Genomic DNA, 22,374 nt, shown 5'->3' on the forward strand with positions numbered 1-22,374 from the left:
AGATTCCTTATTCCGCTTCGCTCCGTTCGGAATGACAGCAAATTTAGTAATTTCTGGGTACACTTTTATGGGTGATATCAATTCAAGGGATCAAGAAATCACGAATCAGAGACTCACCAAATTTCAAGTTGAATAATCTCCCCAGATTAATCGTTGATCAGCATTATGGTCCTGATACCATAACCTGGCATAGGAATTTCATTTCCTAATCTTTCGAGTGGCCGCTCAAACGGATCGCTCATATAAATTTCTTTTGGGTGCAACGAACCCCATATCAGTCGTGCTGACCGAGGGTCGGGCGTTGGATTGAACAGTCGAAGCAAAATGGTCTTGCCGTTACGGCCCGGCTTCAACAGAGTAACGATGACATCTTTGGGTTCAATCCTGAAGAGCGATGTCGAGCGGTGTGAATCTTTTGAAACTGGCACAGGGATGAGCGGCTGATGGCATTCAATGGCAGTCCGAGTTACCTGGGCTTGATCGTATCTTCCGTGGGGGATAATCGAGTAGCGCAATTGACAGACGCCAGGTTGATCCGCTTTGTAGTTGGTCTCCCAATAATTGTTCATCGCAAAAGAATAGATAGTTTGAGACGGCTCAAGCTGCCTCACCCAACCACATATCGTTGCATCGGCTCGGATATCGCCCAGCTCCATCAAAGGCGCATCGATTGGCACCCAGGTGATACCGAGCTGTCCGTTGGAGATATCTACCCAACGCTGGACCGTAAACCAATTCTTGCATGCTCCTCGAAGCTGATCTTTTTCAGGACGAATGACTCCCCAGGACAGATCTAGCCGAACTTCTCCTTCGGGGATATTGAACGGAAAGCCGAAATGAATGCCCTCGGGCTCCCGAATCGACGGCCGATCCAGTCCATTGATAATGTCGATTCGTGCAATCCCATGAATTAACCGAAGCTCTCGGCTAAGTTTATTGCACCCAGGCGCAGCAGATTCAATGGTCACCGAGACCAGCAATTTGCCCATTTCTTTGGGGTAAATTTTCACAGGCTGATCGATCAATTTCTTGTTGCTTGGATCTCTCCCAGCGACATAAATATAATCGTTCAGGCCATTCAGAGCGTTATGAGCCACGAAATCATGAGCGAGATTTTTGATCTTGAGGGACGAGATAGTTCCTGTGCTTGGATCGAGTTCAAGGGTGATCGTTTCATTGGAGAGCTGATTGCCCTTTACGTTCGCCTTGCCCTTTTGGAAAGCTTTGCCCGGATGGATGGTGAATCGCATACTTGCGAGGGGAGGAATATTTTCAGCTAAAAATGCCAGTTCGCCAGTCGATAATCGTTGGGACGGAACCTTCTCCCCTGCTTCATTTTTGATCATATCACCCGCAAGGTTGAAGCTGGCAGGAAGCGTTACCAGATCGGTTCGAGCCCAAGAACAGGTATTGAACACATCGATCGCTTGGATTTTTGGTTCCTTAGGAGCGATTGATCGAAACGCGTCGGCCAATAGATCACGAGCAATGCCATCGGCGTTCTCTGCCCTTTGCTGCTTCCATTGCCATTGATGCTTGACGGATTCATCATCGGGCGCGCTAATGGAATTCCAGGCGCCCCAGGTATGCTCGCTGAACAACAAGACCTGTCGCCAGGCTTCGCCAAATCGTTCGTGGGGATAATGGCTGGCGTCCAGGATGGTCCAAAGCGCGCTGGCCTGCACCAGCCGCTCCGCAGCAGCACGATTGACCGCTGTCTCTCGTGCAGTCGAGGCCGCTCCATCCTCCCAATAAGGTGTAAAGTCGCCCCGCACTCGGGGCAACTGATCTCGATATCGGGCTTCTAATTCATGAAAAAGCTGGGCAGTGGTCGCAATCACCAAGCGCGGTGACTCGTATCGCTCGTTCCATTGATGCACCGACTCGGATAAATTCACATCTGGTGGGCCATTATCCGAGCCGATGCTATAGCGCAGCCCTACCACATCATAAGGATAATTGGCTTGAACTAGTTGCTCTAAATATGGCAGAATCCGTTCAAATTTAACTCGATCCGGGTCAAGTTCGCCAGAGAAAACATATTCCAGACCAGTGTGAAACCAGCTATAGCCTTTGCCGTGCACCCAGCAAAGCACCTGCTCTTCTCCGGATGGCGAAACCCAATAGAACGGCTGATCCGCCCAATCGAACACATGCCCGATCCGATGCCCTAAATTTGGGCCCAACGAAAGATATTTGATCCCACTCTGGGCAAGAACCGGAATCAATCCCCAACTCCAGCCAGGTATATCGCTGATCATCGCGGCTTCGATGGGTATATCATATTCCTGAGAAAAATGTCGCGCTGGAGCTAATGCCTCCAACAGTTCTTCTGGCCGACAGAGGCCTGTCAGCAGGTTGGCATAGAGCCCATCCAATCCGATCCAGCCGTTGCGGATCGCAGCGAGCAATTTGGCCTGTTTGACATCATCCTGACGCTTCAAATACTCATCCACGTGCCATAATTGCTCAGCATTCCATTTGAACTGCTCATGTTTTGGCAGCGATTGGCTCTGCTCGGCAATCGCGATCGCCTGCTCCAGATGATGAAATTGCATTTTGAGCACGTCTTCCTGATAATGAGTATAGCCGATATCTAAATGCGAATGCGGCAACAAATACACTGTAAATTGTCGCACTGGCTCCAAAAGCAATCGCTTCTTCACTACCAATTGTTCTCGCATTTCAATATAAATTTCGACTGGTTTCTCACGCACCACGGCCTCAAATGGCAGAGTGACCGTATTAAATCCGAAGTTGAACGTCGTCATGATCGCTTGCTCTTTCGAATAAACATGGGCACGGATCGGTTTATTGAGGTTGACCACATGGATTCGAACATTTTGAAAGCGGCGGTTTTTATTTTTTAAGATCCCTAATTCGGGTAAGAATGTGATCTTCGGTCGCAATGACGCTTGAAAGACCATGACCCATGCTTGGCTACCAGCCGTTTCGCCGATCACTTTGAGCCGAAGCGGCTGCCCTGGCACAAGCTCCCGAGTTGGAAGCTCTAAAAACATATATCCAAATCGATCGCCGTATTGATCGGTCATCAAAGTCTGAAACGAAAGCGTCTCATCTCTTGTGCCTCTAATCGACCAATTCGGTTGTGAGGTGGAGGTAAACGTCAAACAGGATTGATCATTGATATACAGATCGAATTTTTTCTCCCCAAGATTGCAGCCCAGACCCGCGATCCAGAGAAATGTGGCCTTTGCAAACGGATAATCTTGCGGCAGAGGCTCAGACTCCCACTCCGCTGTCATCGATCCAGTAGTGGCCCGAACGATCAATGCGGTTCGGACATCGGGATGGCAGGAATAGTAATCGATCGATTGCCCAGAGATGGCGCGCTCGAAACCCGATAGATAGCCCGGAACACTTAACAGCCGTAGATTCATGATTTCGTCCGACGCCAAATCTTGGGATCGAACGTTCCCGAATATCAGATGAACCATCAGCCCAAACAGGAATATTTGAAGCGATCTTTTTCTTGTGATCATGGTTGACCTCGATGGTTTGAAGGAACGGTTCATATCAAGTGCCCGCTCTGATATGGTTGACAAAATTGAAAAATCAAAAGGCAATTTATTTTTTCTCAAAAAGGAATCATTGATCAACTTCATCAACGTTATGATCTCATCCCAAAGGCCCTAAAGTTCAACGCAACAGGATGAGCTTTCGAGCCGCCGAAAAATGTCCCGCGCGCAATTGATAGAAATACACGCCGCTACAAAGTTGCGCGCCATCAAAAGAGATCTCATGCGAACCAGCCGGCAGAAAACGATCTAAAAGCTGTGCAACCAGCCTACCAGTGACATCATAAACGTTCAAGGCAACTACGCTGGAGTTTGGAAGATAAAATCGAATTCGGGTTGCACTGTTGAATGGATTGGGGGAATTTTGCTCCAATTGAAACCCTGCTTTCGGAGCGGATAGAATAGAAGTGACTGAAGTTAAATTTGGCAATTGGGCGAAGCAGGTTTTAAAAACATCCTCTTCCACATTGTACCATCCACTATATTGGCCGTAACCCCATTGCCCTCCATTGGTGATGAAAATGATACCATATTTTCCCAATTTCGAAAAATAGCAATCGCTGATCAATCCATAAGCTTCCCCAGGATGACCAATCAATTGCTGGCCAGGCAAGAGATCGGTTGTGGTATGATTGCCCAGTCCATAAGTCTTAAAAATACCGTAGTAGCTATCGCCATTGATGCCGTTATAGCGCCACACGACTTCATGCATGCGGCTGATCGTGGTATCAGCCAAAAGCCTCATGCCGTGATAACTTCCACCATTTAAATGAACGATCATCAGCTTCGCCAGATCGATGGCGCTGATCCTCAGTCCGCCCTGGGGAGAAAAAATGACGCCGTTTTCGCCGATCGAATAACCACTCAGATCGCGCTCTGGTGGAGAAACTCCGTTATATCGATCGAATTGGGCGACCCAAGAGCTCCCAGATTTCCGATAAAGCACGGCGAGGTCATTAATATCGGGAAGGTCGCGGACATTAAAGCTTGCCGCGATACCGAGTGGATCAAAAAGATGTTTTTTGCAATACTGATCGAATCGCTCGCCGGAAATCCGTTCCACCAACGTGCCTAAAATTCCAAAATTGATATTGGCATATTGAAAATATTTTTGATCTGGCCCACGGCTGGCGTCGAACATGTCGGCCGTATAATAAGTCCCTCCCGGGATTAGTAACTGCTTCAAGGCAGGTGGTGGATTTTTCCCATAGGTATCTGATAAGAACCGATCGTAACCGCTACCATCCCGCAAGCTCGAAGTGTGTGATAATAGCATTTTAAAGGTGATGAATTGATTTCTGAACGCAGGGTTCTTTAGTTCAAATCCCAGATATTGGCTGACATCGTCTTCCAGTTTGAACAAGCCTTGCTCATAAAGTTGCATGACCGCCATGGCTGTTATGAATTTGGAGATCGAAGCAATTCGAAATTTGGTCTGTTCGTTTACGGGCAAATTGCGCTCAATATCCCTCAACCCATATCCTTGAGAAAAGACAACGCCGCTGTCTTGAACAATGGCGACAGACATGCCAACCAATTGATACTTCGTAGCGATCATCGAGAGGAGCGAGTCCAGACGTTCATTTTGTCCGAATGCTTGAGTTGCGCAAAAAAGCAGAACATGCACAATCAATTGAATAATTCTCTTCATCTTTCTTCCTCAGGACATTTCACGCGGTCTTTGTACAAAATAGAACAGTCGTTACTATCATCAAATCTCTTGAGAAGCATATTCAGAAATTGCTTAAATTGAATGGATGAGTTAAAAGTGATTGTGGTCTATCCAATTTTTCAATTGAATCTTTTTCAACCTAAATTTCTAAAATCTACTCAAACGACTTCGATAAAATTTTTTGCCCACGAAAACACGCGAAAGCCTAATCTCAAGGAATTGTCTTCGTGCTTCTTCATGTGTTTCGTGGGGCAATTTTTGCATAAGGCCTCTCATTTGAGAGTTTCAACTTCAAAAAGAATCTAACTAAGTGGAATCAAAAAGTCAAGCGATTTTAATTGAGAGCACAGGCGTGGCATCGTGCAAGATTGAGATTACAGCGAAATGATCAATCAACCCAGTTTTTAATGTGCCCTTAGGGAATTATGGAAGGGTTCGGTCTCGGCCAAGCGCGGAACCAATGGCAAATGGTAGTAAACGAGAGCAGCATGGCGCTACTTGGAAGGCTGAATCTCTAAAAAAGAAGGATCAACCCAGTTTCAATCAGACAATGCCTTATTGTTCTGGACAAGATCGGGACGACCGGGGAAAGTTAAATGTTATTAAAAAATTCACGCAAAGTTTGTCTTGTGAGACTATTGGCAAAGTTGCTATTGGACTGCAGCGACGAAAAATTTAAACCGAATTTTGTGCAATTTAACCGATTTTATATTTAAATGATTTCGAGATTTCGACGGCTGAGCATCAAAATAAAATGGCTCATTTACACGTTCGTATTTATCAATTTGTTCTTTGTCGCATTGTTTTCTTTTTTCATCACGGCTGGGAAACGAGACCTCAAGCGCGAATTGAAAAAATGGGGTGGATCATTAGCCAAAAATTTGGCCGAAAATGCCTCTCATCATGTTCAATCCCGAAACTATGCCGAGCTGAACAGCTATCTTTATGGCATCATGAATTATGATGAAATCATTTACTCAGCTATTCTCGATGAATCGGGCTCAATTCTTGCCATTGAGGACTCTCGATCGCACTTGACCAGTGAGATGCTGGATGATGCTACTGCCGCAAACAAAGGCCTTTTCAGATTCATCTCTTCCCCTGATAGAAACGAGCACTATTGCTTTATTGAACCAATTTTCACTCTGGGGAATGATGCATCCAGTAATGCTTCAATGCACCATGATCCACTTGAGCAAGCGATCACTGGATTGGATCGGCACGAATCGTTTGGCAAGCAGCAACGATTGGGCACGGTGATTTTGGGCGTGTCTTTGGAAACGATGAATTTCAATATCCGACACATGAGAAATCGAGCGATTTATATTGCGGTTCTCAGTACCCTCATCGTCTTCGGATTCGTGTTTTGGAGCGTGCACCGGTTGACGCAACCCATCAAAGAATTGGAACGAGCCGCACAGTTGGTCGCCAGTGGAAATTTGAATCATTCCATCGCGACGGCCCGAGAGGATGAATTGGGAAATCTGGCACGTTCCTTTAATGAAATAATCGAGAAATTGAAGCAATCGCAGGAGCGAATTGAGAATAACACCAAGACGCTTGAGAATCGAATGGCCCAATGGACGCTCGAACTGCAACAATTCGAGCAAAAATAGACGTTATTTGATCAAAAAATGAAAATTGTTTAGTAATGTTGGTTAATTATGGCATCTGCAATCTATGGAGAATTGATTTTAGATCATTCGACAATAAGGCACACCAAAAACTCCGTATCTGTTAAAAAGAATCTGATTTCCTGTGAAGTATTTCGGCAGATTTTAAGGCAATAGCCGAAGTCTTGCTCGATATAAACAAGACCGTTTAGCAAATTTCTATTTAATTCCTATGAGTGAACAAGTCTTTTGAAATTCTGTTAAAAAACTCAGCTTCGAATTCAAGGAGTGATAGCTATGAGAAAACAGCAGCTCATATTGCTAATTTTGGGAATTCTAATCACTGGAGCTACTATCAAAGTAGGAGCAAATATGCTGAGCAGCAGCGCCTCAGCAATGAATCGGGATGCAGTTTTTCAAGATTGCATGACCATTGCTATCAGAGCACAACAATGGTATCAAACTCCGTCTGTGCTTGGTGGAGGGAATAGGTCATTCGAAAATTTTTCATTTGAGGCGATCAATTTTCCATCAAACAATGAAAATGGAATTTACGCTATCAGCAACCGAAGCAATAATCAAATCACAATCACGGGCACGGGCCGTAAGCCTCAAGCAAAACTTGGAACGGTAAGGATTGTGGTGCTGCCAGATACTATTGAGCCTCCAATTTTTGAAGGGGCTTGGCAATAGAACGAAGAAGATTCGTTTATCACTTGGGACGCAATACAAGGCATTTTTCGACGCGATCGCCCAAATCCAAACCACGAACCAATCGAACCCGAAGCGATGGGATACTGGACCAGTAAACCAAAGCCCCAGTACCCCATCGCACAAATTGATCGAGTTCGCAAATACGCTGTCGAGTTAACACTTCCAGCAATCGAGGAACGTTTCTTGAATGCATGAATCGCGATTTGAAATGACGGAATGATTACTCGGTCCGTTTAAAAATGTGATAGCCAAGGCTCGTTTTGATGATGTCGCTAACTTGACCAACGCTCAGCGAGCTAATGGCCTTATCAAGCTCTGGAAGTAAATCTCCCTTAGTGATCACCCCCAAATCGCCGCCACGGGCAGCATTCGGATCTTTGGACCGTTGTTTGGCCAGCTCCTTAAAGTCAGCGCCCTCACTGAGCAATTTTTTGATCTCCTTCGCTTCCTCTTCAGTCGATACCAAGATATGCAATGCCCGCATCGTAAAGCCAGGGATATCGAAGCGGGAATTGGTCAACGATTTTTTCCAAATATATCCCACCAGATGAACCGCCACCCAATTGCCCTGATCCTGAATGGCGATGACCTTTGTACCTTGTGGCAATTGGCAAATCACAGAGCCGGCTGGGGAGAGCCGCAGATTTTCAGCGGTCTCTTTTACATATAATTCATCCCCCTCTTTGATTTGCAATTGTCCATAACTGTTGAACGTAAACCCCAGAAGCATTCCGAAGCAAAGAACCCCAATCAAACGTCTCATCAATAAATCTCCTTCAATTAAATTGGTTCAGAAAATGGTTGACCGTTTGGAGGTCAGGAATGCCAGACCTCCCTCCGAGCTGCGTGCATTTTAAAGCTGCCACGGCGCTTGCAAATTTTAAAACATGTTTTAGTTCCCACAGTTCTAATAGTCCGAAAATAAATGCGCCGTGAAAAACATCCCCTGCACCCGTGGTATCTTTCACATTCACTGGGAAAGCTGGCTGATAATAGCTGCCATGGCGATCGGCCCCATAGCACCCGGCGCTGCCACAGGTAACCACCGCAGCCGTAGCCCCACAACGGAGCAGTTGTTGGACCGCCCAGAGATAATCGCCGCTTCCAAAATATTGGTGACAAAATTTTTCCGACACCACCGGGTAATCCACCAGCGCTAACAATTCCTCCATGCCCTTTCGCTGGCTGCCAGCATCGAGCACGATCTTTGTACCATGCGCTTTTGCCCAATGGGCCATGGCGACCGTCGCCTCGGTATCGCGACCATCGATCAATAAATACTTGGCCGATCGCACATATTCCAATTTAAGCTCACCAGGAGCGATGGGGCGATAACGACTGCTATTGAGCACAATGGAGCGTTTGCCATTGGAAGCATCGATCCAGATAAATGCCTGTTGTGTCGGCATATTTGGATCAATGATTAAACCGCTTATATTAACGCCGGCACGGATGAATTCGTTCACTAAAAATTTGCCATTATCGTCATCTCCAATGCGACTGATAAAGCTTGTCCGTCGACCCAGCCGCGCTAAGGTGGTTAACGCTGTGGCCACTGGTCCTCCACCCTGCATCGCAAATTCCAATGCCTCTGTTTTTTCATCCGTCCCAGGATACTTGGGGACCAAACAAAGATAATCTACGGCACAGATTCCAAATCCAAGACAGTCAAAATCCATCCGCTTAAAACTCGATCCTTCAGTTTCAAATTACAATGATCGCGATCTCGATCCGAAACAAATCGATTTTCCCCCGCTTATCTCAATGAACATCTAATATTCTCACATCGATTCAGCAATCCAACATTCCAGCAATTCATCATTTTATTTTTTTACTCCGCGAAACGATTTAACCAAGGGGTCTGGGTAGGACAGGTATTATCTCCCGTCAGTAGATCTAATGAATAGAAAACCGCTTGGGCGTTCTGCTCTATAATGGCTAAAAGATCGGCTTTATTGGGGAAAAAACTATCACCAGCCTCGATGAGCAGCGAAGGGACGCTCATCTGGTGAAACATCCAGGATGAACATTGCCCCACCCAGTCATGCAGCGGCGCGACTTGGTAATGATCGCTGCCCGAGCTTTTTTTAATTTGGCGTGCTATCGCTTCAGCCAGATCAGCTAACTGATGTGTGACAGCGATCTCGGTGGGATACAAAACCTTTTCTCCTGCGCTGTGAAAATCGAGATGCAGACTAAAGCGGCGGTGCTCAGCCAAATGTCGGATCGCAACAATTTCTGGTTCGGAAAACGGAGCTGAACCACAGTAGTAACTGCTTTGAGGGGAATGATCCCCCCTCACATCCCAATGATAGTCGTAATTGCGGTTGAGATCAACACCATCTGACTCTGGAGAGAAGCGGCCATCGCCATTGTTATCACGCATGTTCTTTCGCCAAATCAGCCTGGCGCTATCCGAAAAGTTCAACCGATAGCCATCTGGATTGATGACTGGCACGATCCAGACCTCGGATTTCTCCAACCAGGTCTTGACTTTCGGATCGTTCGAGGAATTTCGGCAGAGATAGTTCATGACATGCAAACAGATTTCAACTCCAATTGGCTCATTACCATGATGCGCCGCCGTCAACAGTAGTGATGGTGTCCCCTCTCGATTTATCGGTTGGCTGGAAATCCTGATCGCGCGAATCGGCAGTCCCCAGAACGCACTGCTCCCAATCGTATGGAGTGTGGTGATTGATGGGTAAGCCTGGTTCAAATGTTGAAGGACGGAATCGATTTGATCAAGCCGATGGAAGCCCTGATCGAACAATTTGGTTACTTGGATGTCTACCACGAGCTCAGGCTGCAACCCGGCTTGCTGCAATGCGAAGAACTCCTTCCAGCCTGCGGTAAATTCAACATAGTTGGCCCGCGAGAGATCGTACTGATCGCCAAAGAATTGCTGGGCAACACCGCGCTGGTGATCGTCGCTCAATCGAACACCAATCCGAACTTTATCAGTTTGTTTCTGATCATAACGCACCAGCAAAAAATAAATCCCCGACAACAATATTACCAACCACGCTGCTGCCAAAGTGATGATGCGAAATTGTTGAACCATGCTCTCTCAATTTCTGCTTCTGTGTCACGCTCAAAAATTTGCACTATTTGAAATTCTTGAGAGTGAAAAATAAATAAAATAGTCATTCCTGCAAATTCAGGAATCCAGTTTATGCGATTGTATAGCACATGAAAAATGCTTTTGGGTCAGCCACGGCCTAGGATGACGATGGATTTAAAATCACTTGCGTTCTTCAGGATCCTAAGTTCCGATTCATTTTTGGCCAGCTCCCACGAAGAAAAAGCGATAGTAAATAAATTATTCAGTGATCTGCCCCAAAGATACATGGTTACGGACCACTCATAACCATGTACCCTTTGAATACCGAGCGCTGAAATTTTGATGGAGCGGGCAATTTTTATTTTAAAATCGACAACTGAATATCTCATCTAGCGCAACAATCGGTGAAACTTAATTTATCATTTCAGGACAACCATTTTTCGTGTCATGCGAAAATTGTCCGCTTCCATGCGATACCAATAAATGCCGGTGGACAGGTGTTTGGCATCGAACGCTACGTCATGAGCTCCAGCGGGAAATCGGCCATCGACCAAATTAGCAACCTTTTCACCCCGTGCATTAAATACCTCTAATTTCACATCGCTATCTTTGGGCAGCTCAAACGAAATTCTAGTAATCGGATTGAAAGGGTTGGGAAAGTTTTGGTGCAATTTATAGCCTTTCGGCCGGCTCGTTTCCCTATCATTTTGAACGCCAGTCTTAATATAATGGGCCTTGAAATCATCGAGATAAATTACCCCAGCGTTCTTTTTATTCTCATCGGTCTCCGCCAGATAAATCCGCTTCCATGTAATGGGAAATGTCAGTTTGGCATTTGGGTTGTTCCAGTGCAGAATAGCCTCAGACAGTGGAACTCTCAGCGATTTCCAAGATCTTGACCAATTGATCCCTGGCGAAGCCTGGGTGAAGTTCACTAAAAATTTTTCGCCATCCGCATCTTCGAACTCACCCCGCAACCAATGGCCGCTGCCATCCCCGCAGACTTGAATCTCGATCTCTTCTGGAGATCCAGCAATGGGGATGGAGCAATTCAAATAGAGGGCGCTGGTGCCACCGGTCGCCAGGCTATATCGCAACCGGCAAGCGGAAGGAGCGGACAAAAACAACTGATTATCGAGCTCCATTTGGCATTGGGATAGATTCACACGAGTCCCCGAAAGCGACCAATTGGCGAGCGATTTGAAATCATCAATCATTGCCTCGGAAGCGATCCCGACAAAAACTTTAGCCGTACCAATTACACCAGAATAGCTGGCAATTACTTCTCCTTGTCCTTGCTGGGTGGCGCGAAAAACACCGTTGGGAGAAATCGTTCCAATATCGCCATTGACAGCCCATTGGTAATCGCTCGGCTCCAGAAGGACCAGATGCCCCTTAGCATCTTTAGCATTGGGTACGAGTGCCTGGCTTTCACCAATTTTCAGGATCAGCGGATTCGGTAACAGCTCGATGCTCGCCACCTGGATGACAAACACTTGACTGGAGTCGCGGATTGCTCCAACGCTCACATAGACATAACCTGAGTCCTGGTTTTGCCCAGCCACGAATAGTCCCCTGTGATCGATCCGACCGAGTTGTGGAGAACATTGCCATTGCGAAGAATCAACCGAGAAGCTTACCGGGTTATAGTATTGGTCAAAACCACGGACCTCGAACTGGAGCGATTTTCCGGCTGGCACATACGCCATGGCAGGAGCTATATCCAATTGAGCGAGAGGCCCCGTGGGTGCCGTGCTAATGACCAATAGCGCGTTGGAGACGGCTCGTTCCCCTCCAGCATCAGATGGCCGATTAACCAATTGGTTGCGAACGACCATGGTTGTAGATCCACCGCCATCGAGGTTAATTCCCTGATAAACTCCCCATTGAAGCATATATTCAGCCAGCTCGAACAGCGACATGCCAACACTGTAGCCAGGCCGTCGACCATCCACCGTAAATAGATAAAGCTTGGTGGAATCGCTGTTGCAGCCGATTGCTGTGCGCGGATGCCGATTATACGTAAAGGTTCCAGCAACGTGCTCTTGTTCCCATTCGACAGAAATAGCTCCATCTCGGATCAACCGAGGCGTCCCACCGATCATTTGTTCCAATCGCTCCAAAATGGGCGGCAATTGCATGACAATCGCAAAGGTATCTCCCACAAAGATGTTATGATCCAAATAGAATCTGGCTATCAGATGCCCAGACAGAACCAATCCGTCTGCTGGGATCGGATTATTGCCGTGACCAGGTTCCAATAGGCTATCTTTCGCAATCGCTACCAATTGAACTGTATCGCCGACCACCATTTGCTCATGCAGAAATTTAGCGGCGATTTCAGTACCCCAGAAATTGGTGCCCGTGCTTGGGCCATAATAGCGATTGAACACGACCAGATCATCGGTATCTCGGATTTCATTGATGCCAGAGATGGGCATGGTTCGCGTGTTCGGCGCAATCACCTGCCCTTGAAACGAAACGATGTCAAAAAATGGCTTCTGTGTTGCCGAAATCCCAAATACTGAGCGGCTGGCCGGGTTCTTTAATATTAACCCGTTCAGCACCTGAGTGCCGATCGGAACACCTCGGCTATCATAAAAATCCCCATTGATAGCACCAATTACCCGATGCCCCTCTCGATCGTTCCGCAGCGCCATGGAGGACGTGGTCTCGTTCCCAGCCAGAACATCTCGAGCCTTTGCCGTCTCCAATTTGATCCAAGGATTCCTCAGGTCAACCTCCAACACTTGAATATGCCAGGGACCATTGGATTTATAATCATGATAAAAAATCACACCTGGCCCTACTGGTCGTTGTTCAATGATTTCCGCTGCTGCAATTTGCACCGATATTAGCGCTAAGATGATTGGCAAAACAATCTTTCCACGAATTGCCATAGGACCTCCATTCAAATTCTAGTTGTCAGTTCAAAGATGCATATATTCCACCTAATAATTTTGGCTCTGCAGAATAGAAGCAGCAAAGAATTGTGATGTCATACCTACAAATGCAGCTATCTCTCAACGTTTTTTATCAAAATTAAAAATACAATTGGGTTCCGAAGGGGTGACACTCCCATGCTCGCAACCTGATCATTTTGCAGCAACCTATCTCAAAGACGAATAAAGACCTGATTTCAATTTAACAATCATGGAGATTCGTTTCCTTGACCAGTGATTCCCTGAGCTCATCCCCAAGATTGTGTTTTGCTTCGAGCATCTCTGATGAGCCAATGGGTATTGCCACTATTATGGACCAACCATCAGCATCAAAAGAATCGTTTTGATTCGATTAGAAGAACTTCTAATTTATAATAATCCATTTTGCAAGAAACTGAAATAGCGATCCTTGCCGATAATGATATGATCATGAGGTTGAACATCGACCAGTTTGCAGGCTTCCACCAGCCGTTTGGTGATGTTCTTGTCTTCCAAACTGGGAGTGGGGTCCCCGCTCGGATGGTTATGAACGAACACGATTCCAGCCGCTGAATTATTGAGCGCTTCACGAACGATTTCCCTGGCGTTGACAATGCTCTCGGTGAGGGTCCCTTCAAAAATGGTGCGTTCCAAAATCAGATGATTGCGCGAGGTCAGAAGAATGATTTTGAACTCCTCACGGTTCAAATCGCGCATATAATGCCCAACCAAATTATAAACATCCTCGCAGGTGTCGATTCGCATCTTCATTTTTACCTGCTCAGCCGCCATCCGTTTGCCGATCTCCAATGCCGCCTTGATTTGCACTGCTTTGGTCTGTCCGATTCCCTGGATCTCGCATAATTCTTGAATCGACCTGGCATCCAGTCCGCGAAATGTCCCATACTTATTTAATAGTATCCGAGCCAAATCCACAGCCGAATGCTCTTTGTCCCCGGTCCGAAGAATGATCGCCAAAAGCTCAGCGTCTTGGAGCCTATCGGCGCCATGTTTTATCAATCGTTCCCGGGGACGCTCATGTTCAGGCCAGTCTTTGATCTTTAAAATTTCGTTTTTCATCGTTCAACGACTCACCCTATAAATAGTCGCAAGTGGGGTAGTTTGCCAAGAATCTTAAAATCTTTTATCAAAATTGGTTCAATATTCGCTATCACCCAAAAAAGAGCGAAGCTCTCTTTCAGCCAATAGAACAAAACCCTGGCAACAAAAAAGCAAATCTCTTAGAGTACTGTCATTCCTGAGAATGACGGAATCTTTTGAGAATCATTCAGCCAATATCTATTCAACAACCTCTGTGCGGACCATTAACTTACTGCATTAGATCATTTTCAAGACATCCCAGCTATGAGTCAGGTGCTTCAATGAAGATCGAAACCATTCAATCATATCATCTGCGGTTTGATTTGGCAGCAATATAATATTTCTGATGCGGAATGTCAAGCAAAATGTCTGTGAACTTGCAATAGGTTCATTTCATGGCCTCTTGGCACTTCAAAAAAATTGTTTTATTAAACTCCTGCCATCCCTGCGAAAGCATGCATCAGCTATTTCGTCCTACAAAAAAGATTTTAGCATACGAAGAAATGTTAGAGCGCTATGAGTCGATTTTGCCTGCGCCCCTTATTTTCAATCAACAGGTCGCAAACAAAATAAGCCCTGGGTGGATATTTCGGAGAGTTCATCTTGAAGCGACGCAAAATAGTTTGAAAGATTGGTTCAATCAGCAGCGAATTAATTGCCGCGCAGATTGCAATTTTGCCCTTGACAAAAACCTTCGCTGCTCAAAGAATAAGAATAGTTCCTAAGGTTGATTCCTATGAATTAAGTTCATTTTATATGATTCCTCATCGCGCAGAAAAGCGCCTCCCGGAGCAATTCTCCACAAATGCGTCGTCGATATCGCTCATCTGATCGGATATCGCTGATCGGGCTCACTTCGTTTGTCAAAGCTTGGCTTGCAGCATCGATGAGCGATTCGGATAATTTCTGCTGTTGAAGTATTGTCTCAGTTGTTCTCGCTCGACGGATCTGTGGCGTGACACTGCCAGGAACTATCCGAATTTCCGTGACGAATCGCTCCTGAATCCAACTCAGCACGGCCAATGAGACCTTGCTGATGGCCAGTGCCTTGCGCTGCCCGACTTTGCGGAAATACCAATAGCACTTATCCTGATGGAGGAACGGAATGCGGATAAAGGCAATATAGCGTTCCCCGTTCAAGCTGGTCTCGCCAGGATTGAGCATCACCTGTTCGATGTTCGATTTTTCGAATTGGCCGTTGTGGCGAGGACCGATCCATAGTTCTGCCTCCAGGACACAGAGCACAGGCAAGCTATCCCCAGCAGGCGAGGCATTGGCAATATTGCCGCCCAGCGTGGCCCGATTTTGAATCTGCACCGAGCCGATTTGGCGACAAGCCTCGATCAAAATCGGTAGCCGCTGCTGCAAAATCGGATGGGCGATGATGCGGCTCAAGGGCACCGCCGCTCCAATTAGAACCTCCTCGTCGGTGATGTCTATTCGCTCATGGAGCTCCTGAACGGCTGTGAGGTCCACCAGGGAATCCGCTTCAGCCCAATGCTGGCGTTGAACCATCAAATCCGTTGCGCCAGCCACAAATGTGAGAGGGCCTTTATTCTCCTGGACAATCTGATCTAGCTCTGCAATCGATCGAGGTCGAAAGATCCGCTCCATCTATTTGCCTCCAAACGCTGTTTGCCAATCCAGTTTGACCTGGTTCACCAACTCAGGCTGTTGGGTTAAATCCATGACCGCTTCCACGATTTTCGCATACCCTGTGCAGCGACAGATGTTGCCCGCCAATTGCCATTTCACTTGATCGATGGATAATGGTGGGGCGGCAGTAGCCAGTAGCGCTGCAGTGGACATCACAAATCCCGTAGTGCAAAAGCCGCACTGCACCGCCCCATGTTCCACATAAGCTCGCTCCAACGACGCAAATGAGGACCAATGCCGCAATCCCTCAATAGTGACGATATGGCTATTCGCCAACTGAAGCGCTGGCACCAGGCACGAGTTGACGGCACTTCCATTTATTAATACGGTGCATGCCCCACATTCACCTTTGCCACAGCCTTCTTTGGTGCCAATCAGGTCCAGATCGTCCCGCAAAATGTCGAGGAGCCGCTTTTTCGGCGAAGTTGCCAACTCAATTTGATTTCCATTGACAGTAAATCGAATGTTCATAGCTTTCCCTTGATCAACATAATCCACCAGCCTGCAACTAATTTCTATCTAGAAATTTTATCTTTCCTCGACGCTTCGGAATACAAGCGAATCAACTTAAAGCATGCCTTCCCTTTGCCCCCTGCTTTATGCCCCATGCTCCATGCCCCAAGCCCCATGCTAAACCCATTCAGGCAACACAGGCAGCCGATTGAACTCCCTCCCAAAAATCATCCATAGCGCAGATACCACGGCAGGCGCTGCGCCCACGAACGGCAGCTCGCCCAATCCCTTGGCACCAAACGGCCCGAATGGATACGGGTTATCCAAAATTCTCACATGAAACTCAGGCACATCCATGATCGTAGGGACGATGTAATCGGAAAATCCCGACACATCGAACTGCCCCCCTCGCAGCTCAACCTTCTCATACAGCGCCCAGCCAATGCCCTGCAGCGAGCCGCCCTGAATTTGCGCCACTGCCTGATCGTAATTTATCGCTTTGCCGATCTCGTGCGTGGTGTAGTACCGAGTCACCTTAATTTCAAACGTCACAGGATCGACTTCGATTTCAGCGACTGCGGCCGCCCAGGAATAGACGGGATAGGCATCGCCTTTCCAATGGATATCATCAAACTTGATCATCGGCGGGTGGCAGTATTGTTTTTCGATCACAATATCAAGATAACGCTTGGCTACGGCTTCAAATGGGAAGATTTTTTCACCCGAACAAAAATAGCCCTGGCGATATTCAAAATCGGTTCCAGATTCCCTGCTCAATCGGCTGGATAATTGTGCGATCAATTCCTTTGCCGAATCGATTAACAGGCTACCAATCACCATGGTAGACCGAGAGGCCACGGTCGGACCCGAATTGGGCACGAAATCGGTGTTCACCTCAGCCAAAAGCACTCGATCCCGCTCGATCGCCAGAGCATCTGCCAGGATTTTCTTAAATGCCGTTTGCTCGCCCTGCCCCATTTCAGTTTGAGCGGAATAAATAATGGGCTGACCATGTTCGTTCAGCCCAACCCGAATTTTGCCCTGAATTTTGTTCTCTCCCGTGCCTGTGAATCCTGCGCCATGCAAAAAAGCGCTGATCCCAATTCCGTGCAACACATCGGTCGGATGCTGCTTCGGGAATTGGCCTTGCTGTAATCGGGTCAGAATAGGTTGGTTCCAGGCCTGGTACTTTTTTCTTTTTTGTTCATAATCGCTCTGCGTAAGTACATCTTCAAACGTTTGTTTGGCTGAGACGCTGTATCTCAGCACCTGGTCTGTGGCGGTTGTCTGCCCCTCGGTAATTAAATTCACCTGCCGAACATGGTGGGGAGGCAAATCTAGGGTCAGAGCGATCTTTTCGATGAGCATTTCGATGCCAAACACGGCCTGTGGGCCACCAAAGCCCCGAAATGCGCCGCTGGGGACGGTGTTGGTGGCTACGGCTTTGGCATGGATGCGGACATTCGGCACGTAATAGCAGCCTGTCGCCGTCAGCGCTGCCCGAGATAGGACAACAGGCGATAGCGTGCAATAAGCGCCGCCATCGAGGTAGAGCATTAAATCCAGGCCCAGCAAACGTCCGTCTCGATCCACATACGCCTGGCTTCTCATGTACGAGGGATGGCGCTTCGTTGTATATTTTACATCTTCCTCCCGATCGAAAAGCATCGCTACAGGATGCCCGCTCTTGACCGCCAATAGCGCCACATGTCCCGCAATCAGCGATGGGTAATCCTCCTTGCCGCCGAACGCCCCGCCAGTTGGCGATTGAACGATGGTCACTCCGATTTTTCCATCGAACATCTTGTCCAGCGCCCCTTTGATGTAATAGGGGCATTGCATCGAACCTCGAACCACTACCCGATTTTGCTCTGGAATAGCGATCAGCCCCTGCGGCTCCAGATAAAGATGTTCCTGGAAACCCGTGCGAGTTTCAATCTGAACCGTTTTGAAAGCTGCTACTTTCGCCACTGACAGATCACCCTTTTCGATTAAGATTTCTTTGAAAACATTTCTGTCACCGTAGATCCGAACACCGCTGGTCTCCGAGGCCAGCAGATCGAACACGGCAGGCAGTGGCTCATATTCGATGCGGACATGCTGGATCGCCTGCTGGAGCAATTGTTTGTTCGGAGCAGCGATGACAACAATCGGCTCGCCGATGTAATTCACAATCCCATCAGCCAGAAACGGCATATCGTTCTCAATCATGGCGACATGATTGTAGGGAACATCCCGTGCCGTCACCACAACGACCGAAGACCAATCGAACGCAGGATCGAAATGAATGCCCAAAATTTTTGCCCGTGCATGGGCGCTGCGTACTGTGCCCCCAAACCATAAGCCAGGGATCTTCTCGTCAGCGATATAGCGGGTCTCGCCTCGAATTTTTTCGGCAGCATCAACACGGAGATCTTTGGGATTAGGAGTCATACCGATTTCTCAGTCTTTATTTTAAGTGTAAATGAAACGGAATTTTGCTCCAAAGGATTACAACAACCCAATGGATTTTGTCCCCACAGATGATATAACCACCACTGATTAATTTAAAAGCATTATCTGTGGTCGTTCTATCACCCGCTGGAAATATTTTATAAAAGCGAATTCAAATATCCGACTTCTCAACTCAGCGGCCCATCCAATGGATGGAAATAAACCCAACAGATTTTGTCCCCACAGATGATATAAATACGACTGATTTGTCTTAAAAACTTGATCAGTAGTTGTTCTATCATCCGTGGGGATATTTTATCAACTCAAATTCAGATGTACAATCATTTCACTTACCAACTCCTCCAATAGATTGCTACAACACAAGGGATTTTCATTCACAGATAATCTCCCCCCTGATGTCTCCTAAAAATATTATCCGTGGTTGTCCTATCATCCGTGCGAAAACTTTGAGTAAAGAAATCCATATTAACAACTATTGGATTTATCTAACGCCCCAACAAATCGAAACAGTCAAACTGATAACGTTCAAAAGAATTATCCGTGGCTGTTTTATCATTCGTGGGGGAATTTTGATTAATTCAGAATCCATGTGGTTGTTTTTATCCGTTGGAGAAATTCGCTCTCCATTCTTCTGGAGTTCTTGCATTAAGTTTCGGATTCCATTTTCTCAAAACCTGGACATCTTTTAATCCATTTCCTGTTAGCATCATCAAAGCTTTTTCATTAGCTGAAATCTTCTCTTTAAATTTCAGATACCCTGCAAAACTGGCCGCAGCAGCGGGTTCGACCAGAAGTCCCATTTCTTGCGCCAATAATCTTTGAGCCGCCAATATTTCCCCATCTGAAACGACCATCGCCTCTCCCCCACTCGCTTTTACGGCTTGGGCAGCCATGTAAAGATTCCGAGGGGCACCAGCACTGATGCTATCGGCGATCGTTTTTGGAGCCTGATATTTAAAATGATTCGTCTTCAAATACCGCACCAACGCATCGCTGCCTATCGCCTGAACCGCCATCAATTTCGGCAAGCGCTCGATCAAGCCCAATTGCAGCAGTTCCCACAGTCCTTTGTAAATGCCACTGATCACCACGCCATCGCCGACAGGCACGAAAATATCATCAGGCAACTCCCCTTTCATGGCAATGAACAAATCATAAGCTGCCGATTTTTTGCCCTCAATGGTCAAGGGATTGAATGCCGTATTGCGATTGTACCAGTTTTTCTGTTTCGAAATTTCGACACACAAATCGAACGCCTGATCGTAATTGCCATCCACCAGATGGACTGAAGCGCCAAACGATTGCATCTGGATCAGCTTTTCTTGAGGAATACTCGCAGGCACGAAGATTTGCGCACGCAATCCCAATCGGGCACAAATACCCGCCAACGAAGACGCTGCATTGCCCGTGGAGGCGACAGAGATGTCTTTAATCCCCAATTGCCATGCCTTAAGGGCCACCAGGCTGGAAGCTCGATCCTTGAACGACAGGGTCGGGTTTCGAGTATCATCGAACAAAATGATTTTTCGAGTTTCAAATTCATATTCCAGCACAGGCTGATGGCTCAAGGACAGCCGATCGAGTATTAGAGGCAGGATATTATCCAAAAAAATTCCACCTGACTGCCAGCGATAACTCAACGGCCAAAGTTCAGGATAGCGCCAGAGCTGCCCTGCTGGCTGGCTCAAAAAATGATGTTTATCGAGCCTTTTTTTCAATCTGGGATAATCGTAATGGATCAGCAGCACGCCCCGCAGTGGCTGATTCCGCTCCGCCCTCCCACAATCTGGACAGAGATAACGAAATTCTGGCTCAATGGCGTCAATGGAAAATTCCGTTTGGCAATCGAAGCATTTATAGAAATAATGATTCATAATTTTTGATAAATTGTAGGACAAGATGGTATCTTGTCCCTGGTACTTGTAGGACAGGATGCCATCCTGTCCCTTGCAATTGTAGGACAGGTTGCCAACCTGGCTGAACCTGTGGGACAGGTTGCCAACCTGTCTTACAAGATCAACGCTAACAACGCTTTCTCCACATGCAACCGATTTTCCGCCTGCTGATACACCACAGAATGCGGCCCATCGATCACCCCAGGCGTCACTTCTTTGCCCCGATCGGCAGGCAGCGGGTGCATGTACAGCGAATGCCGTTTGGTCAATTCCATGCGTCGCTCATCGCAGACCCAATCGGGATATTTGTCGATTAGGGCGAGGCCCTCTTTTTCATCCTGCGTATGAACCAGCGGCCCCCAGGATTTGGGGATCACCACATCGGCATCGTGAAACGCTTCGTCCATGTGATGGGTGATCTCAAATTTCACCCCAGCTTCCTCGGCATTTTTCCTGGCCTGCTCGACGATGTGCGGCATCAGCTTGAATTCGGGCGGATGCGCCAGGGTCACATCGATGCCGAAGCGGGGCATCATCAAAATCAAACTTTGCGGGACTGAAACAGGCCGCATGTAATTGGGCGCATACGTCCAACTGACGCCCAGCTTCAAGCCTCGGGTATTTTCTCCAAAATGTTCAGTAATAGTAAAATAATCTGCCAAAATCTGGGCGGGATGATACACATCGCATTGCATGTTCACGATCGGCACCGAACTATGCTGGCGCAGCTCTTCCAGATAGCGATTCCCCTCGCCATATTTGCAATAGCGCACCGCAATGCCCTGCAAATAGCCAGAGAGAACTTTAGCCGTATCCTTTGCCCCCTCGCCGTGGGAAATCTGCATGGTCTGTGGCGCAAAATAGATCGCATGTCCGCCCAATTGCGTCATCGCCGCTTCGAACGAAGTGCGGGTTCGAGTCGAGGCATCAAAAAAAATCATACCTAATGTTTTTCCTTCCAGCAGCCGATTGAACCGCCCTGCGGCATATTCTAACTTCAACTGCTTCGCCATCTCAAATAATGTCTTCAATTCCTGAACCGACCAGTCCTGCGTGGTAATAAAATGTTTGCCTTTGAGTTTGGTTTGCATAGACATCTCCCTTAGAAAAAATTGGATAATCCTTTAGGCATTTTCAAATTCTTAAGTATCCATAGTAAAGTCGCTTTAAAAATTAGCAATCCTGAGCTCATGGAATGATCTATTATTCTGATAAGCTATCTAATAACATCAGCTTCCTTTCATTACGAATTTTTTAGATTGAATTAGTTGAAATAGAGAACTTGAGATTTC

The 22,374-nt window shown here is 47.0% G+C and carries 15 protein-coding genes; 2 read left to right on the forward strand and 13 right to left on the reverse strand.

Going from position 1 to position 22,374, the window contains the following annotated elements; translation table 11 throughout:
* Positions 1-146: 146 nt before the first annotated feature.
* Together ONB37_11425 and ONB37_11430 are read right to left on the reverse strand one after the other, a co-directional pair.
* Positions 147-3,503 (reverse strand): glycoside hydrolase, encoded by a 3,357-nt coding sequence (locus tag ONB37_11425; GenBank protein MDZ7400766.1) that lies wholly within the window; start codon positions 3,501-3,503, stop codon positions 147-149.
* Between the two features lie 157 nt (positions 3,504-3,660).
* Positions 3,661-5,190 carry a serine hydrolase gene (locus ONB37_11430; protein MDZ7400767.1) on the reverse strand — a complete coding sequence of 510 codons (1,530 nt, stop codon included), beginning with the start codon at positions 5,188-5,190 and terminating at the stop codon, positions 3,661-3,663.
* Between the two features lie 737 nt (positions 5,191-5,927).
* Between ONB37_11430 and ONB37_11435 the strand changes: the two genes are divergently transcribed.
* Positions 5,928-6,827, forward strand: a complete 900-nt coding sequence (locus ONB37_11435; protein MDZ7400768.1) for a HAMP domain-containing protein — start codon at positions 5,928-5,930, stop codon at positions 6,825-6,827.
* Between the two features lie 294 nt (positions 6,828-7,121).
* Positions 7,122-7,517 (forward strand): hypothetical protein, encoded by a 396-nt coding sequence (locus tag ONB37_11440; GenBank protein ID MDZ7400769.1) that lies wholly within the window; start codon positions 7,122-7,124, stop codon positions 7,515-7,517.
* Positions 7,518-7,536: 19 nt separating this feature from the next.
* On the opposite strand, the gene ONB37_11445 is transcribed toward ONB37_11440, so the two are convergent.
* The 11 genes from ONB37_11445 to ONB37_11495 all read right to left on the reverse strand — a co-directional run bounded on the left by ONB37_11445 (position 7,537) and on the right by ONB37_11495 (position 22,173).
* Positions 7,537-7,731 carry a hypothetical protein gene (locus ONB37_11445; protein MDZ7400770.1) on the reverse strand — a complete coding sequence of 65 codons (195 nt, stop codon included), beginning with the start codon at positions 7,729-7,731 and terminating at the stop codon, positions 7,537-7,539.
* Between the two features lie 27 nt (positions 7,732-7,758).
* On the reverse strand, positions 7,759-8,301 hold the full coding sequence (locus ONB37_11450; GenBank protein ID MDZ7400771.1) for a peptidylprolyl isomerase: 543 nt from the start codon (positions 8,299-8,301) through the stop codon (positions 7,759-7,761).
* Positions 8,302-8,314: 13 nt separating this feature from the next.
* Entirely contained in the window at positions 8,315-9,217 is a 903-nt protein-coding gene (locus ONB37_11455) for a PfkB family carbohydrate kinase (protein ID MDZ7400772.1), read from the reverse strand.
* Between the two features lie 152 nt (positions 9,218-9,369).
* The gene (locus ONB37_11460) at positions 9,370-10,602 is read right to left on the reverse strand and encodes a M14 family zinc carboxypeptidase (protein ID MDZ7400773.1); all 1,233 of its coding nucleotides are present in this window, start codon (positions 10,600-10,602) and stop codon (positions 9,370-9,372) included.
* Between the two features lie 419 nt (positions 10,603-11,021).
* Positions 11,022-13,502, reverse strand: coding sequence for a phosphodiester glycosidase family protein (locus tag ONB37_11465; protein ID MDZ7400774.1), 2,481 nt, complete (start codon positions 13,500-13,502; stop codon positions 11,022-11,024).
* Positions 13,503-13,913: 411 nt separating this feature from the next.
* The gene (gene radC, locus ONB37_11470) at positions 13,914-14,603 is read right to left on the reverse strand and encodes a DNA repair protein RadC (GenBank protein MDZ7400775.1); all 690 of its coding nucleotides are present in this window, start codon (positions 14,601-14,603) and stop codon (positions 13,914-13,916) included.
* A gap of 768 nt (positions 14,604-15,371) precedes the next feature.
* Entirely contained in the window at positions 15,372-16,238 is an 867-nt protein-coding gene (locus ONB37_11475; protein MDZ7400776.1) for an FAD binding domain-containing protein, read from the reverse strand.
* The gene (locus ONB37_11480) at positions 16,239-16,751 is read right to left on the reverse strand and encodes a 2Fe-2S iron-sulfur cluster-binding protein (protein ID MDZ7400777.1); all 513 of its coding nucleotides are present in this window, start codon (positions 16,749-16,751) and stop codon (positions 16,239-16,241) included.
* 159 nt (positions 16,752-16,910) lie between these two features.
* Positions 16,911-19,166 (reverse strand): xanthine dehydrogenase family protein molybdopterin-binding subunit, encoded by a 2,256-nt coding sequence (locus ONB37_11485; GenBank protein MDZ7400778.1) that lies wholly within the window; start codon positions 19,164-19,166, stop codon positions 16,911-16,913.
* Positions 19,167-19,786: 620 nt separating this feature from the next.
* Complete coding sequence (gene thrC, locus ONB37_11490) at positions 19,787-21,061, reverse strand: threonine synthase (protein MDZ7400779.1); 1,275 nt, start codon at positions 21,059-21,061, stop codon at positions 19,787-19,789.
* Positions 21,062-21,195: 134 nt separating this feature from the next.
* Positions 21,196-22,173, reverse strand: coding sequence for an ornithine carbamoyltransferase (locus tag ONB37_11495; GenBank protein ID MDZ7400780.1), 978 nt, complete (start codon positions 22,171-22,173; stop codon positions 21,196-21,198).
* Between the last annotated feature and the right edge of the window lie 201 nt (positions 22,174-22,374).

This window comes from candidate division KSB1 bacterium (assembly GCA_034506395.1).
In the GTDB taxonomy this organism is placed as follows: Bacteria; Zhuqueibacterota; Zhuqueibacteria; order Thermofontimicrobiales; family Thermofontimicrobiaceae; genus Thermofontimicrobium.

Excerpts from the sequence above, each read along its gene's own strand:
- ONB37_11425 (MDZ7400766.1), bottom strand. The coding sequence starts at position 3,503 with ATGATCACAAGAAAAAGATCGCTTCAAATATTCCTGTTTGGGCTGATG.
- ONB37_11430 (MDZ7400767.1), bottom strand. The coding sequence starts at position 5,190 with ATGAAGAGAATTATTCAATTGATTGTGCATGTTCTGCTTTTTTGCGCA.
- ONB37_11435 (MDZ7400768.1), top strand. The coding sequence starts at position 5,928 with ATGATTTCGAGATTTCGACGGCTGAGCATCAAAATAAAATGGCTCATT.
- ONB37_11440 (MDZ7400769.1), top strand. The coding sequence starts at position 7,122 with ATGAGAAAACAGCAGCTCATATTGCTAATTTTGGGAATTCTAATCACT.
- ONB37_11445 (MDZ7400770.1), bottom strand. The coding sequence starts at position 7,731 with ATGCATTCAAGAAACGTTCCTCGATTGCTGGAAGTGTTAACTCGACAG.
- ONB37_11450 (MDZ7400771.1), bottom strand. The coding sequence starts at position 8,301 with ATGAGACGTTTGATTGGGGTTCTTTGCTTCGGAATGCTTCTGGGGTTT.
- ONB37_11455 (MDZ7400772.1), bottom strand. The coding sequence starts at position 9,217 with ATGGATTTTGACTGTCTTGGATTTGGAATCTGTGCCGTAGATTATCTT.
- ONB37_11460 (MDZ7400773.1), bottom strand. The coding sequence starts at position 10,602 with ATGGTTCAACAATTTCGCATCATCACTTTGGCAGCAGCGTGGTTGGTA.
- ONB37_11465 (MDZ7400774.1), bottom strand. The coding sequence starts at position 13,502 with ATGGCAATTCGTGGAAAGATTGTTTTGCCAATCATCTTAGCGCTAATA.
- radC (MDZ7400775.1), bottom strand. The coding sequence starts at position 14,603 with ATGAAAAACGAAATTTTAAAGATCAAAGACTGGCCTGAACATGAGCGT.
- ONB37_11475 (MDZ7400776.1), bottom strand. The coding sequence starts at position 16,238 with ATGGAGCGGATCTTTCGACCTCGATCGATTGCAGAGCTAGATCAGATT.
- ONB37_11480 (MDZ7400777.1), bottom strand. The coding sequence starts at position 16,751 with ATGAACATTCGATTTACTGTCAATGGAAATCAAATTGAGTTGGCAACT.
- ONB37_11485 (MDZ7400778.1), bottom strand. The coding sequence starts at position 19,166 with ATGACTCCTAATCCCAAAGATCTCCGTGTTGATGCTGCCGAAAAAATT.
- thrC (MDZ7400779.1), bottom strand. The coding sequence starts at position 21,061 with ATGAATCATTATTTCTATAAATGCTTCGATTGCCAAACGGAATTTTCC.
- ONB37_11495 (MDZ7400780.1), bottom strand. The coding sequence starts at position 22,173 with ATGCAAACCAAACTCAAAGGCAAACATTTTATTACCACGCAGGACTGG.